This is a genomic window from Chitinophaga sp. RCC_12, from assembly GCF_041360695.1.
Taxonomy (GTDB): Bacteria; Bacteroidota; Bacteroidia; order Chitinophagales; family Chitinophagaceae; genus Chitinophaga.
Genome location: NZ_JBFUPS010000004.1, coordinates 649739 through 664563 on the forward strand (window position 1 = coordinate 649739; position 14825 = coordinate 664563).

Consider the following 14825-nt stretch of genomic DNA (forward strand, 5'->3'; position numbering starts at 1 on the left):
CAAACATAAAAAGCCCCGGGTATTATTTTCTGACAAGAAAACAGTATCCGGGGCTTCTTCTTTATAAATTATAACCTATAGAAATATAGCCTTGTGTGCCGATAGTGGGGTTACCCCACGACTGTATATATTTCTTATTCAGGATATTGGCGGCGCCCAGTTTTACCGTGGTTTTGGCCTTCGGGAAAAACTTACTCACCATTGCATCCAATGTACCATAGGCCGGAATTTCGCTAAGACCGGCGGCATTTAAATTTGGTCCTACAAAAGACGATTGCCATATGAAGGAGTCCTGCCATTTCCATAATACGTTAAACGCAAAATTGGAATTGGCAATGTTGCGGTTACCGAAATTCAGGCTATAGCGCACCTTTGGTGTGTTGTACATCGTCATAAATGAACCCAGGTCCTTTTCATTGGTGAGTTCATTATAAGAGATGTTACCACCGGCGGTGAAATTGAGCGGCAGGCTGTAATCCAGTCCCAATGCCCATCCCCAGGAATGCACTACTTCAGTGGCGCTTACCGGTACAGAGAATATATTATTCTTTGCAGGATCTGCGGTTGGTTGCACCAGCACCTGCGTACCATTCATATTCTTGAAATCATTTTTATAGATATAGGCATCCACCAGCAATTGTTTTGCGATTACTGCTTTATAACCTATTTCATATGCCTGGATTCTTTCCGGCAGGAATTCACGGAAAACATACTGTTGGGGAGCACCCGCCTGTACCGACTGGAGAGAGAACACTGGTCCTTTATCCAGGCCATAACGTTCGCGGAGGAACGGCAAGCCGCCGATCAGGTGTGCCTGCGGCGTTACGAGATCGATATACTGATCCTGGTTGTGCGGAATACGGAAGCCTGTTTGATACGAAGCGCGGATATTGTGCGTGCCGAGGAACGTATATACTGCTGATAAACGTGGACTGAACTGGCCTTTAAAGTTCATGTTCTTATCATAGCGCAGGGAGCCGGTTAGTTTCACGTGGTCCTCTATGATCTTTTTCATGATCTGCACATAACCGCCATACTCATTGATACGGAATTCATCGCCGTTGTCGTCTACTGCAAACAGTGTTTTTTCGGAGTTCAGCGCATAGCGGCGGTAGTTGCCGCCTACCAGTATTTCAGCAAAGTGAATCAGGTTATGGAAGTTGTACATGAACTCTGCCTGATACAGGTTGGTTTTATCGGTGAACTTAGCGCCCACACCGGAAGCGTCGCCGGGGATGGGTTTGTTCTTCACTTTGTCTGCGGCAGCATCAAACTCCGGTGTGCCGGGAATCAGGCGGCCCTTGTCGGCATTGGTTCTGGCAGCGCCGATAAAGTTAGCCTGTTGTGATTGAACTGCGGCCTGGGCAGCAGCAAATGCAGCGGGTATACCTTGTCCGAGGTTATTGGTAAATGTTGTTTTAAACAGATTGCCTGCGGCCAGTCCATAGGTACCGAAGTATTCACTATACCACTGCTGACTGGTTTTCCAGGCTTCATTGATACCGGCAGCCAGGGTACCACCGGCGTAGCTGTCGCCCGCCCTTTCCTGTGTAGTGTATAATCTTACATAGAAGTCAGGGCTCTTCAATTCCACTTTATACTGGCCCATGTTGAAGTTTTTCAGGGAATAGCGGTCAGCTCCTGTGTACACGGTAGTACCGGAACCATAGCTGCCCTGTAAAATGGCTTCGAGATTGGTGGTGAGCCGGTAATGCAGTGCTGCATTCAGTTTGAGGTTTTTGGTAGTATAGTCTACTACATCCGCTTCGTTGTAACCGGTGCGGGTTACGTTCGACATATTCTGCGGAGGCAGGATTGCATTATATAACTGATCCGGTGTGAGGGCGCCTCCCAGTTGCTGCGACAATGCAACCATTTGCGGCATCAGGGCAGGTTTCAGGCCGGTGTACATATTTACGGTATTCTCATCTCCATATACATTCACGCCATTATAGCCTTCATTATTGGCGCGGGTGCCATTTTCGAGGGTATGACCGTTTGCCAGGCTCTGGTCGCGGTGATCATATGCCTGCCAATCCTTCGCCTGTAAATAGCCTACGTTCAGCTTAAAGGCAACCTTGTCACTAAAGGCATGTGCGTAACGTACAGACACATCGTAATACCCGGTAGTGGCGGTAGAGCGGCCTGCATCATTGAGGAAACCGGTTTTTACAAGGGCGCTGAGTCCCTGGTACTGGAAGGGGTTTTTGCTGTTCATCAGGAGGATACCGTTGAGGGCATTGGGGCCATACAATGCGGATGCCGCGCCTGGAATGAGTTCCATGTTGTCCAGGTCCACTTCCGGAATACCCACCATGTTGCCCACGGCGAAGTTCAGCCCGGGAGCCTGGTTGTCCATTCCATCATTCAGTTGCAGCACGCGGGTATTACCATTGCTGTTAAAGCCGCGGGTATTCACTGATTTGAACGTTAAGCTCTGAGTGCTCATTTCAACGCCTTTCAGGTTAGCCAGCGCATCATAATAAGAAGGTGCGGGGGAGGCCTTCAGGGCGCGGGCATCCAGTTTTTCGATGGACACCGGTGACTGAAGGATGCTTTCCTGTGTACGGCTGGCGGCCACTACTACTTCCTGGCCGAGAATTTCAGTGGAGCTGAGTTCTATTACCAGTTTGTCCGCCGCAGAGGAGACTTCCCGCTCTTCTGTTTTGAAGCCTACGTAGGAGAACACCAGTGTTAACGGGAACGCATGTGTGGTTCTGAGGGTAAAAGCGCCTCCGCTGCCGGTGATAGTCCCGGTATTGGAGCCTTTAACCGCTACGGTTACACCGGGCATGACGTTGCCGGAACCTTTTTCGCGTACAGTACCATTAAGGGAGACAGGGTTTTGGGCCGAAATTATCTGGGTCAGGGATAATAAAAGCACCAGGCAGCCGATGAAGGCTTTGATTAGAATGCTTCTCATACACGATGGATTTATAAAAGGTTTAGACTCGGTTTAAATAAATATAAAGAAAAAAAACCGCATATAGCCATCGGGAGTGCAGGGGATTAAAATAAAAATGCAACAGGGTCGTCCTGCTGCATCTATCTTGTTATAATACCTTAAAAATCAATGTGCTGTTATTGCATCCATTCCTGTAAAATGCTGCCGATCTTCTCAAATTCTATCAGGAAACCATCATGTCCGTACGAAGAATCTATTTCATGATAAGTAGCGTTCGGAAGATGTGCCGCTATAAACTGCTGTTCCTCCGGCGGGCATAAAATGTCACTGCTAATGCCTATGAGCAGGGTAGGCTGCTGAATATGAGAAAGGGTAGTGGTAATATCTTCATGACGGCCACGGGCAATATTATGGCTGTCCATTGCCTTGGTGAGCAGCCAGTACGACTGTGCATTAAAGCGTTTTACGAGTTTGTCGCCCTGGTAAATGATATAGGAAGAAGCCCTGAAATTATCGGTCTTCTCTTTATCTTCATCTGATTGCGCGCGAACGAAGGTGTGGTAGTTGCGATACGTAAGCATACCAATAGCCCTGGCGGCTTTCAGCCCTTTCGATCCTGCGCTGTGGTTGTTGTCCTGCCACGTATCATCCGCTTCAATGGCCAGTCGCTGCGCCGTATGAATGGCAATACCCCAGGCACTTTCCGCGGCTCCTGTGCACAGCAGGAACAGGCGGCCGGTAACAGCCGGCTCCAGCAAGGCCCATTCCAGTGCCTGGTAGCCGCCCATAGAACCGCCGATCAGCAGGTGGATACGGGGAATCTGCAGGTGCTGCCTCAGCAGGATATGGGCTTGTACCATATCCCGGATGGTAATGGTGGGAAACTGATGGTACCATGGATGGCCGGTTTCCGGGTTTATAGTATGCGGGCCGCTGCTGCCATAGCAGGATCCAATGATATTAGCACACACAATGAAATGCCTGGCAGGGTCGATCGCTTTACCGGGCCCGATTAAGCCGGTCCACCAGTCAGCCGCATCACTGTTAGCGGTTAAGGCATGACATACCCAAACCACGTTACTGCCATCTTCTTTCATCGTACCAAACGTATGATACGCGATATGTAATCCCGGTAATACTTCGCCGGATTCTAACCGGAATGCTGTTTGACTGTGAAATACCTTTGCCGACAATGCTTCTTCGAATTTGCGCAAAACTACAATATCAGAATTAAAAATTGCAAAATAGCACCGGTGATTTATGAATTAGGGAGGAATGACGGCCACTGCATAAATCCTGATGGTTTTATTTATCTTTGTTGAAGATAACCTAATAATCATGAAGATAGCATTACAAAGAGTAGATGACGGATTTAATATGGAGGCAGTAGATGAAGGCGGCCACAAAGTACTGATGGACTCATCTCTGGAAAATGGCGGTAAGAATAACGGGGTAAGGCCTATGCAAATGGTGATCATGGGCCTTGGTGGTTGTTCTGCCATTGATGTGATGATGATCCTGAAGAAACAACGCCAGGAAGTAACCGATTTCCGTATTGAAATTGACGCAGAAAGAGAAAAAGGAAAAGAACCTTCCCTCTGGGAAACGGCTCACCTGGTATTCCATCTCAAAGGTAATATTGATCCCGATAAAGCAGCACGCGCTGTGGAATTGTCTATGAACAAATATTGTTCTGTAGCGGAAACCCTGCGTCAGGGTAAAACCAAACTGACCTGGGAAGTGAAACTGAACGCTTAAATGCTGTAACTACCATATCCATGAGCAAAGAAAAAAATCAATACCAACCGGATACCAATGCGGTAAGAATGCAGACGCCTAAAACGGACCAGATGGAGCATTCTGTACCGATGTTCCTGACTTCCAGTTTTTGTTTTGATAACGCAGAAGAAATGCGTGCTACCTTCGCGGACGAAACAGACTTCAATATCTATAGCCGTTTCAGCAATCCCAATGTAGACGAATTTGTACAGAAGATGTGCGCCCTTGAAGGGGGAGAAGCCGGCTATGCTACCGCCTCCGGTATGAGCGCAATTTTTGCCAGCTTCATGGCCCTGCTCAAAACCGGCGACCACCTGCTGTCTGCCCGCTCTATCTTCGGATCCACCCACACCGTGATCACGAAGTTCCTGCCAAAATGGGGCATTGAAACTTCCTATTTCGATATGACCGATCCCGCCGGTATTGAAGCCATGATAAAGCCCAATACCCGGATGATCTTCGTGGAAACGCCGTCTAATCCAGGTCTTGAGATCATAGACCTGGAACTGCTGGCCGGCATTGCCAATAAGCATAATATCATTTTAAACGTCGACAACTGCTTTGCAACGCCTGTATTGCAACGCCCTATTGAATACGGCGCCCACCTGGTTACCCATTCGGCTACCAAATGGATCGACGGACAAGGACGTGTACTCGGCGGAGTAGTAGTAGGAAAGGCGGAACTGATCAAGGAAATCCATACTTTTTGCAGAAGTACCGGCCCGGCCATGTCGCCATTCAATGCATGGGTGCTCAGCAAAAGCCTGGAAACCCTGTATGTGAGAATGGAACGTCATTCGGCCAGCGCATTGAAACTCGCAGAGCGCCTGGTAAATAACCCGCACCTGCTGTCAGTGAAATATCCCTTGCTGACCAGCCACCCGCAATACAACATCGCCAAAAAACAAATGAATGGCGGCGGCGGCATCGTATGCTTTGAACTGAAAGGCGGCCTGCAACAGGGTGTCCGTTTCCTGGATGCCTTACAGCTCCTTTCACTCACCGCTAACCTGGGCGACAGCCGCAGCATTGCTTCGCATCCTGCCAGCACCACCCACGCAAAGCTCTCTGAAGAAGAACGCGCCATTGCCGGTATCACGCCAGGACTGATACGGATTTCCGTAGGCCTGGAAAACATTAAGGATATCGTGGAAGACATAGAGCAGGCACTGAATGCGAGTGCCCTGTAGCGGATGTTGTCTTACTCAGGATTACGCTGATTTTACTGATTTTACTTTTTGGATTTTATTAAGATTATAAAGATTTAAGAAAGACCGAAGCGATTTTATTGTTTGTTCTTTTTTTTAAATGAAAATCATAAGAATCCAAAGAATCCAAAAAGTAAAATCAGTAAAATCAGCGTAATCCTGAGTAAGACAAAATTCGCGTTAATTATTGTTTGATAAAAATCCCCCTATGAGAAAGATATTAATGCTGCTTTTATTGACAGGCGCCACTCCGCTACCTATAACAGCACAAACCAACTACGATCACAAGGTGATTGCCGTGCTGCCATGCAGGACCAAGTTTACCGAGTACAAAAACATTTCCGATAGTAATATGCAGGCATTCCGTACACTGGAAGTAAAATACGGAATACAGCTGCAGGAAGCGTTGTATAATACGATTACTGCAGACACCAACCGGTTGCTGGTAGAAGTGCAACCCTGGCAAACAACTGACTCCATTTTGAGAAATGCCGGGTTGGATCTGCGGAAAGTGCCTTTCCTGGATATATCCGCCATTGCAAAAAGATTGAAAGTGGATGCCTGTATTGTAACTACTGCGACCTATGGCGGCGGTAATGTAGGGAACATGCGAGGATCAACCTCTATGGCAGGGTTGATTGCGGACGCGGCAGCTTCCCAGCTTAACAAGGCAATTTACCGAAACAACAAAATATTTACCTTCCGGTTAATAGACGGGAAGTCCGGTGATGAAGTATGGAACTATTCACAGGAAATGACAGTAGGCGACATCACCCTGGTCAAGGACCAACTCGTATTTTCCAAGAGGATCTTTAAAAGGTTTAGAAAACAATTCCCCTATTGCGACTAAGCTTCCCCATTTTTGAACTTTTCTACTTATATTAGAATCATGAAATCCTTTGCCCATTTTCTCCTGATCCTTCTCCTGTCTTATGTAGCAGGTATGGTGCTGCCCTGGTGGAGCGTAGCGCTCGTGGCTTTCCTCGTAACGCTGCTTATGCCGCTGTCACCGGGTAAATCATTCTTCAGCGCGTTCATGGGCGTGTTTGTGTTATGGATGATCTTGGCTTTTTATATGGATGTAAGAAATGATCACCTGCTCGCCAACCGTATGAGTGAAATGATATTGAAGGTGCGGAGTGCACCGCTTATGGGTGTAGTCAGTTCCTTTATCGGCGGACTCGTTGCCGGCTTCGCCGCCAGCTCTGCTGCGTTTGTCCGTGCTGCAAAAAAGCCCGCCTGATTACTTATCCAGGGTGTTAAAATTCTGATAAAACAGCTTATTCAAATAACCTGTAAGCTGTTCGCCGTTACATTTGGAATATGAAGAACTACCTGTCTGCCCTGTTTTGCATTTTCATTTCCAGTTATTGCCAGGCTATTACGGTGAAAGGCCGCGTTACGGATGATAAAGATCAGCCGCTCCCATTTGCTACCGTATTCATCAAAGGAACTACCACCGGCACCACTACCAATGCTGCCGGTCAATACCAGCTTGATCTCCCTGCCGGTCAATATACGGTGGTATGCCAGTATATCGGTTTTAAAAGAACGGAACTGCCGCTTAACGTAAACGCCTCAACGCAGGTACTCGACTTTCATTTGCAGCCCGTTAACATGCAGATAAAAGAAGTGGTAGTAAAAGCCAACGGAGAAGATCCTGCCTATGCTATCATCCGGCAAGCTATTAAGAAACGGCATTTCTACCAGCAACAGGTGAAAGAATATACCTGCATGTCCTATATCAAAGGGACTATCGGGATGAAAAATGTGCCAGGAAGATTCATGGGACAGAAAATAGATAAGAACGACATGGGAGTGGACAGCACCGGGAAAGGGATGATATTCCTGTCGGAGTCGGTGACTAAAATATCTGCAAGGCAGCCGGATAAAATAAAGCTGGAAGTCATTTCTTCCCGCAAAAGTGGCGGCGGCTTTGGCTTAAGCTTCCCTGCCATCATCAGCTTCTATGATAATAATGTCTCCGCCGTTATCACACAAATGGGCCCCAGGGGTTATATTTCTCCCATTGCAGAAAATGCACTGGCCTACTATAAATACCGCCTGGAAGGCACCTTTACGGAAGAAGGCAAAACCGTTAATAAAATACAGGTGATTCCCCGCCGTAAACAGGAGCCACTGTTTTCAGGATATATCTTTATTACAGATGACGACTGGCGCATTCACAGCACAGACCTGATCCTTACTGGTGAATACCAGCTGGAACTGATGGACACGCTGGAGATCCGCCAAACCCACGTACCCGTTACCGCCGACATCTGGCGCGTAAAAGACCAGGTAATGCACATCTCATTTAATAAGTTTGGCTTCCGCATGGGTGGCAGCTTCGTCAATGTATACACCGATTACAACGTACATCCGGAATTTCCGCCTAAGTTTTTTGATAACACCTTCCTCAAATATGATTCTGCCTTTGATAAACAAGGACATACTTATTGGGACAGCATCCGGCCGGTTCCGCTGGAAACCGCTGAGGTAAAGGATTATCACGAAAAAGACAGCATCGCCAAAGCGGCGCGCGACTCCTCCTTTTCCCGCTATCACCTCGATTCCCTGCAACGGAAACAGAAACCGGTAAAAGTAACGGATGTGCTCTGGAACGGTGTAAAACATAAGTACTATTTCCGCCGAGACAGCTCCATACAATATCATTCCCTCGGTGTAAAAGGACTGCTGAAATCACTGAAGTATAACACCGTGGAAGGGTTGGTCATTGCAGTGGAGCCAGAGCTGAACATCTATACCGGAGAAGAAAGCAGCCTGCGGATAACACCTTTCCTCCGGTACGGATTGAGCAATACTCACTTCAATGCCTATACGCAAATTGATTTCAGCAACAGGAGTAAAGTACAGAAGCGCTACGGCCGCAACGACTGGTCACTGGCAGGAGGGAAGCGCATCTCCCAGTTTAACCAGGACAATCCCATCGATAATATCGCCAATGAGTTTTATACCCTGTTCCTGAAGGAAAACTATATGAAGCTTTATGAAAACTGGTTTGGCAAACTGCGCTACGCGCGTACGTTCCAGACAAATGACCAGTTATCGTTCGCCGCTACTTATGAAAGCAGGAACCCGGTAGAAAATACCACCGACTTTGTAATCTTTAAAAACGACCGTAAGCAGTTTACGCCCAACCATCCTTATGAGCCGGCCAATGTGCCCTTTGAAAAGCACCAGGCGTTAATACTGGATGTGGATTTTACCTTCCAGTCCGGTCAACAGTTTGTGGAATTGCCCGACCGGAAAATCCCTTTTGGCTCCAAATACCCGACGTTTAAAGTAGGCTATAGCAAGGGGATACCCAATGTGGCAAACAGTATTGTTGATTTCGACAAATGGAGTTTCTCCGTTCAGGATAATATGAACTTTAAGTTGCTGGGGGAATTCCGCTACCGTATCGGCGCGGGCGGATTCCTGAACGACCGGAACGTGCAAATACCCGATTACCAGCACTTCAATGGTAACCAGACTTTCTATAACATGAAATACCTGAACAGCTTCCAGCTGGCGCCGTATTATCAGTACAGTACTACCGCTCCGTTTTATGCTACCGCCAATGTGGAACACCACTTCAATGGCCTACTCACCAATAAAATTCCATTGTTCAATCGTCTGAAATGGAACCTGGTGGCTGGCGCCAACGCATTCTATGTAAACAGCGATAATAACTATGTAGAAGTTTTTGGAGGTATTGAAAATATTCTGAAGATGATCAGGGTAGATGTGGTAACGGGTTATCAGAGTAAGGAAGATACCCGTATAGGCGTCCGGGTTGGTTTTGGAGGTATCCTGGGGAATATGGTGAAGTTTAAGAACTAAGAACTGACAGTGATTCCGGGGACCTGTTACCACCTGTTATTGCTTGCCAGGTAACAAAATCCCCGTATCTCATCATTCACAAAACCGGTTCTAAAATTTCTTCCTGCTCTTTATCTCTTTCTTTTCATCAAAGAAATATGCCAGTAACCTGTAGATCCAGATACCAACAACTGCATAAATAAAGTAGGTAATGTAAATACTCATAAAATAACATTTTCGGGTTAAACAATATTGCTTCTCTTAATCAATTTTCAAAAAGGGTGCCAATCGGGGTTGTAACTTATCTGCAAAGTTATATACAATAATTATCAAATAGTTATAAAAAAATAAATATTTTTTAGATCTCCGGTGAACCTTTGGTGGCCTTAATTCGTTAGTAAGGTAAGTATATTTGGACAAGCGCTGTGCACATTTTACTCACACGTTGGTGCCAAAATGAACCGTCATCCTTTGAATCACCGGTATGAGAAAGATCGCCCTCATCGCGCTGTTGTCGGGAATTATCCTGGCCGCAGCCGCCTACATTACGGAAACAAATGACCTGCCCGGCGCAGCAGAACTGAGAACCCCCGGCTTTGTCGGTTATATCTTCATTATCAGCGCAATAGCCTGGTTTTCCTTACACGTCCTTTACCAGTGGGCGAAGAAATCAGACCCTTCTCATTCTTGATATTCAATGAATTTTGCTACCTTTGCGCCCTAAATCAATTGTTCTTTTACGATTAAAGAGAGTTGATTGGAGTTTTGTTCGCGACGCAGGCGTCCTTAAAATTTCAAGCAATTATGGCATTACACAATAGAGTATCTGCCGCCGAACTGAAGGTCCGGCTGGCCAATGAAACGTTTAAACGCGTCACTGTTTCTTTCTACCAGTACGCAAAAATCCCCGATCCACAGGCATTCCGTGATCAGTTGTACGAATCCCTTTTCCAACTCGGTACTTTCGGACGTATTTATGTAGCCCATGAAGGCATTAATGCACAGGTGAGCGTTCCTGAGCATCACTTTGAGGCATTTAAGCAACAGTTGTACTCGATCGACTTTCTACATGGCATCCGGCTGAATATCGCCGTGGATGATGACGGCAAATCCTTTTTTGTATTGAAAATCAAGGTCCGCGATAAAATTGTGGCCGACGGAATTGAGGACCCCACCTTCGATATGGCCAACCGTGGCCGTTATGTGGATGCCAGCACCTTCAATGAACTTACTGCCGATCCGGATACCGTGATCGTGGACATGAGAAACCATTACGAATATGAAGTAGGTCATTTTGAAGGCGCCATAGAAGTACCTTCAGATACTTTCCGCGATCAGCTGCCGATGGCAGTAGATATGCTCGCAGATAAAAAAGACAAGAATATCATCATGTACTGCACCGGTGGAATCCGTTGTGAAAAAGCATCGGCTTACATGCTGCACAATGGGTTTAAAAACGTATTCCACCTGGAAGGCGGTATCATTGAATACACCAACAAAGCCCGGCAACAGGGACTTCCCATTAAGTTCAAAGGTAAAAACTTTGTATTCGACGACCGGCTCGGGGAACGCATCAGCGACGATATTATCAGTCATTGCCACCAGTGCGGAGCGCCCTGTGATACACATACCAACTGCCTTAACGATGGCTGCCACCTCCTGTTTATCCAGTGCGAATCCTGCGCGAAAAAATATGATGGCTGCTGCAGTGAATCCTGCCAAACTACCCACGCATTACCACCGGAGCAACAGGCAGAGCTGCGAAAGGGAGTGGAAAAAGGACTTATGTTCAATAAATCCCGGCGAAGAAAAGTAGAATAAAAAATCCGCCCCGCGTTGTTTCTTCTCGGCAGGGCGGAGTAGTTGACCATAAAATTGAATCGGCCGGATCACTCCGGCCTTTTCTTTTTTACGACCATTCTATCAACCTATATGCGAACTAAAAATATAAGCGTATAGTCCACCACGTTATAACAAACTAAATGAAAGGACTACACGCAATTTCATCATCACATCTGATCTTTCTTATTTTTATAGGCGCCATAGAAAATGATCGGGAACACCAGCAGGGTTAATACTGTTGCGGTAATAAGCCCGCCAATTACCACGATCGCCAGCGGTTTCTGTGTTTCAGATCCTATACCATGTGATATGGCCGCCGGAATCAAACCGATGGCCGCCATCATGGCGGTCATTACCACCGGCCGTATGCGGCTTTGCACACCTAACCTGATCGATTCATTCAGCGATAATCTCGCTTCGAGGTTCTTATGGAATACAGAAATGAGAATCACCCCATTCTGAATACAGATACCAAACAATGCAATAAAACCTACCCCCGCAGAGATACCAAAGTTCATATTGGTAACATGCAATGCCAGGATACCGCCTATCAACGCAAACGGCACGTTCATTAACACCAGCCCCGCATCCTTTACACTGCCCAGCATAATAAACAACACCATAAAAATGGCAATGATACTGATAGGCACTACCTGTCCCAGTCGTTGCGTAGCCCGCACCTGGTTTTCAAATTCACCCGTCCAGCCAATGCTATAGCCTTTCGGCAATTTCACTACCCGGTTGATCTTCGCCTGCGCTTCTGCAATAGTGCTGCCGAGGTCGCGGTCACGAACAGAGAACTTCACGCCGATAAAACGTTTGTTACTATCGCGGTAAATGAAAGCCGGCCCTGTAATGGTTTTGATCTCTGCGATCTCTTTCAGTGGTATTTTATTGTTGTTGATAGTAGGCACCATCAGGTTCGCCAGGTCATCTTCTGTTTTACGATAGTTCTCATCATAACGGATACGGATATCGAATTTTTTCTCGCCTTCATACAGCTGGGTAGCCGTTTTACCGCCAATGGCCATTTCAATAACCGCCTGTGCATCACCGGTGGCTACACCATACTGGGCCATTTTGTTATCATCGAGATTGATGCTCATTTCAGGCTGACCAATATTCCGGATCACGCCAAGATCCTTGATACCCTGCACTGTTTTCAATTGCGCTACTACCTGTTGCGACAGCGATTCCAGCTTCACGAGGTCATCGCCGAAAATCTTTACGCCGTTGGCAGCCTTAAACCCGGCTACTGCTTCAGAAACGTTGTCGCTGATAGGTTGCGAGAAGTTCAGGATGATGCCAGGATATTTCTTCAGCCGTTGCTCCATCTGGGAAATCAGCTCGTCCTGCGTGATCTTCCTTTTCCATTCTTCTTTCGGCGCCAGGTCTACCTGGTATTGTATAAAGTAAAAACCGTTGGGATCTGTACCATCATTGGAGCGGCCCACCTGCGATAACACCCTTTTTACTTCGGGGAAACCGCCGAGGTCCTGCCGGATATCATGCGCCATTTTAGTGCTTTCCGTGAGCGACATACTCATGGGCAACTCCGTGGTTACCCACAGGGAGCCTTCATTCAGCTGTGGAAGGAACTCTGTTCCCAGGAATTTGGCAGAAATAAACGTAAGTACCATGAAAGCCAGTGCCAGCGTAATGCTCAGGCGTTTATTCCGGTAGGTCCATCCAAACCCTCTCATTACAAAACGGTCAAAGAAGTTCACCAGTGGATTATTCTTCTCTTTCACATTTTTATTGAGCAGGATAGAACACAGTACCGGTACCAGTGTTAAGGTAAAGAGCAGTGCGCCCAGTAACGCAAATCCCAGCGTCCAGGCCAGTGGCGAAAACATTTTACCTTCTACTTTCTGGAAAGAAAATATAGGGATCAGGGAGATGATGATAATGAGTTTAGAAAAGAAGATCGCTTTGGCCAGTTCTCCACCGGTTTGCTTGATCCAGCCCAGCTTCGCCATTTTGTTGAACCGCTCCATGCCGAATTTGTGGGCTTTATGGTCCAGCATCACGAAGATGCCTTCTACCATCACCACGGCGCCGTCTATGATGATACCGAAGTCAATCGCCCCCATCGACAGCAGGTTGGCGCTCATGCCCTTCATGCGCAGGCACATAAAGGCAAACAGCAGTGCCAGCGGAATGATGATGGATACAATCACGGTAGTGCGCCAGTCGGCCATGAACAGGAATACGATCACCGTTACAAAAATGATCCCTTCCGCGAGGTTGTGCATCACCGTGTGGGTACAGAACTCCATGAGGTTATCGCGGTCATAAAAGGTTTCCATTTTGATATCATCCGGCAAAATGGTTTCATTCAGCTCCTTCAGCTTCTCTTTCAGGCGGGCGAGTACTTCTGTGGGATTTTCACCTTTGCGCATCACCACAATGCCTTCCACCAGGTCGTCGTTGCTGCCTATGCCCACCTGGCCCACACGCGGGGCAGAGGCTTCATGTACATTTGCGAGGTCTTTTACCAGCAAAGGCACGCCATTGATATTCTGAACAATGATGTTGTTGATATCGGGGATGCTGTTCAGCAGCCCGATACCACGCACCACGTATGCCTGCCCGTTCTTTTCAATCACATCACCGCCTACGTTTACATTACTTTTGGTCACTGCCTGGTATAATTCCAGCGGCGTAATATCGTATTTAGCCAATCGTACCGGGTCAGCGGAGATCTCGTAGATCTTTTCCTGTCCGCCGAAGGCAACTACATCGGCTACACCGGGCACGCTCCGGATCTGCCGGTCTATCACCCAGTTCTGCCAGGTGAGCAGGTCGCGGGAATCGCGTTTGCTGCTTTTCAGGTAGTACCGGAATATTTCACCGGTAGGACCGTAGGGCGGCTGTACTTCGGGTTCGGCGCCTTCCGGCAAACTGATACTCTGCAGCATGTTGTTGACCTGCTGCCGCGCAAAGAAATCTTCCACGTCATCGTCGAACATGATCTTCACTACAGATAATCCGAACATGGTAACCGAGCGCACGCTGGTTTTCTTCTGCACCGCATTCATGGATACTTCTATGGGCAGCGTTACAAAGCGTTCCACTTCCTGCGCGCTGCGGCCATTCCACTTGGTTACAATCACAATCTGTGTGTTGGTAACGTCGGGGAAGGCTTCAATGGGCGTATGCAAAAAGGAAAACACGCCTGCTGCGATCAAAGTAGCTACGCTGATAAAAACAAACAGTTTGTTCCTCAGCGAAAAAGCGACAATATTTCTAATGAATTTATTCATAAG

10 protein-coding genes are annotated in these 14825 nt (G+C 47.2%); 7 read left to right on the forward strand and 3 right to left on the reverse strand.

The features are described from left to right. Window positions 1–61 precede the first annotated feature (61 nt). Both AB6805_RS15720 and metX read right to left on the reverse strand, forming a co-directional pair. Complete coding sequence (locus tag AB6805_RS15720) at window positions 62–2923, reverse strand: TonB-dependent receptor domain-containing protein (protein ID WP_370910377.1); 2862 nt, start codon at window positions 2921–2923, stop codon at window positions 62–64. A 158-nt stretch (window positions 2924–3081) separates the two neighbouring features. Next, window positions 3082–4119 (reverse strand): homoserine O-acetyltransferase, encoded by a 1038-nt coding sequence (gene metX / locus AB6805_RS15725; protein WP_370910378.1) that lies wholly within the window; start codon window positions 4117–4119, stop codon window positions 3082–3084. A gap of 124 nt (window positions 4120–4243) precedes the next feature. Between metX and AB6805_RS15730 the strand changes: the two genes are divergently transcribed. From AB6805_RS15730 to AB6805_RS15760, 7 genes are all read left to right on the forward strand, one after another. Next, the gene (locus AB6805_RS15730) at window positions 4244–4663 is read left to right on the forward strand and encodes an OsmC family protein (RefSeq protein ID WP_370910379.1); all 420 of its coding nucleotides are present in this window, start codon (window positions 4244–4246) and stop codon (window positions 4661–4663) included. Window positions 4664–4683: 20 nt separating this feature from the next. Next, window positions 4684–5874 carry an O-succinylhomoserine sulfhydrylase gene (locus tag AB6805_RS15735; protein WP_370910380.1) on the forward strand — a complete coding sequence of 397 codons (1191 nt, stop codon included), beginning with the start codon at window positions 4684–4686 and terminating at the stop codon, window positions 5872–5874. Window positions 5875–6100: 226 nt separating this feature from the next. After that, on the forward strand, window positions 6101–6742 hold the full coding sequence (locus AB6805_RS15740; RefSeq protein ID WP_370910381.1) for a hypothetical protein: 642 nt from the start codon (window positions 6101–6103) through the stop codon (window positions 6740–6742). A gap of 39 nt (window positions 6743–6781) precedes the next feature. Continuing rightward, on the forward strand, window positions 6782–7135 hold the full coding sequence (locus AB6805_RS15745; RefSeq protein ID WP_370910382.1) for a hypothetical protein: 354 nt from the start codon (window positions 6782–6784) through the stop codon (window positions 7133–7135). An 80-nt stretch (window positions 7136–7215) separates the two neighbouring features. Then, the gene (locus tag AB6805_RS15750; RefSeq protein WP_370910383.1) at window positions 7216–9735 is read left to right on the forward strand and encodes a DUF5686 and carboxypeptidase regulatory-like domain-containing protein; all 2520 of its coding nucleotides are present in this window, start codon (window positions 7216–7218) and stop codon (window positions 9733–9735) included. Window positions 9736–10198: 463 nt separating this feature from the next. Beyond that, complete coding sequence (locus AB6805_RS15755; protein WP_370910384.1) at window positions 10199–10405, forward strand: hypothetical protein; 207 nt, start codon at window positions 10199–10201, stop codon at window positions 10403–10405. Between the two features lie 113 nt (window positions 10406–10518). After that, window positions 10519–11535: a rhodanese-related sulfurtransferase gene (locus tag AB6805_RS15760; RefSeq protein ID WP_370910385.1), complete on the forward strand. Its 1017-nt coding sequence runs from the start codon at window positions 10519–10521 to the stop codon at window positions 11533–11535. 188 nt (window positions 11536–11723) lie between these two features. On the opposite strand, the gene AB6805_RS15765 is transcribed toward AB6805_RS15760, so the two are convergent. Then, window positions 11724–14822, reverse strand: a complete 3099-nt coding sequence (locus AB6805_RS15765) for an efflux RND transporter permease subunit (RefSeq protein ID WP_370910386.1) — start codon at window positions 14820–14822, stop codon at window positions 11724–11726. Window positions 14823–14825 lie beyond the last annotated feature (3 nt).

What these genes read in the sequence shown, in the direction of transcription:
- AB6805_RS15755 (WP_370910384.1), top strand. Translation starts at nt 10,199, where the DNA reads ATGAGAAAGATCGCCCTCATCGCGCTGTTGTCGGGAATTATCCTGGCC.
- AB6805_RS15720 (WP_370910377.1), bottom strand. Translation starts at nt 2,923, where the DNA reads ATGAGAAGCATTCTAATCAAAGCCTTCATCGGCTGCCTGGTGCTTTTA.
- AB6805_RS15730 (WP_370910379.1), top strand. Translation starts at nt 4,244, where the DNA reads ATGAAGATAGCATTACAAAGAGTAGATGACGGATTTAATATGGAGGCA.
- AB6805_RS15740 (WP_370910381.1), top strand. Translation starts at nt 6,101, where the DNA reads ATGAGAAAGATATTAATGCTGCTTTTATTGACAGGCGCCACTCCGCTA.
- AB6805_RS15765 (WP_370910386.1), bottom strand. Translation starts at nt 14,822, where the DNA reads ATGAATAAATTCATTAGAAATATTGTCGCTTTTTCGCTGAGGAACAAA.
- AB6805_RS15745 (WP_370910382.1), top strand. Translation starts at nt 6,782, where the DNA reads ATGAAATCCTTTGCCCATTTTCTCCTGATCCTTCTCCTGTCTTATGTA.
- AB6805_RS15760 (WP_370910385.1), top strand. Translation starts at nt 10,519, where the DNA reads ATGGCATTACACAATAGAGTATCTGCCGCCGAACTGAAGGTCCGGCTG.
- AB6805_RS15750 (WP_370910383.1), top strand. Translation starts at nt 7,216, where the DNA reads ATGAAGAACTACCTGTCTGCCCTGTTTTGCATTTTCATTTCCAGTTAT.
- AB6805_RS15735 (WP_370910380.1), top strand. Translation starts at nt 4,684, where the DNA reads ATGAGCAAAGAAAAAAATCAATACCAACCGGATACCAATGCGGTAAGA.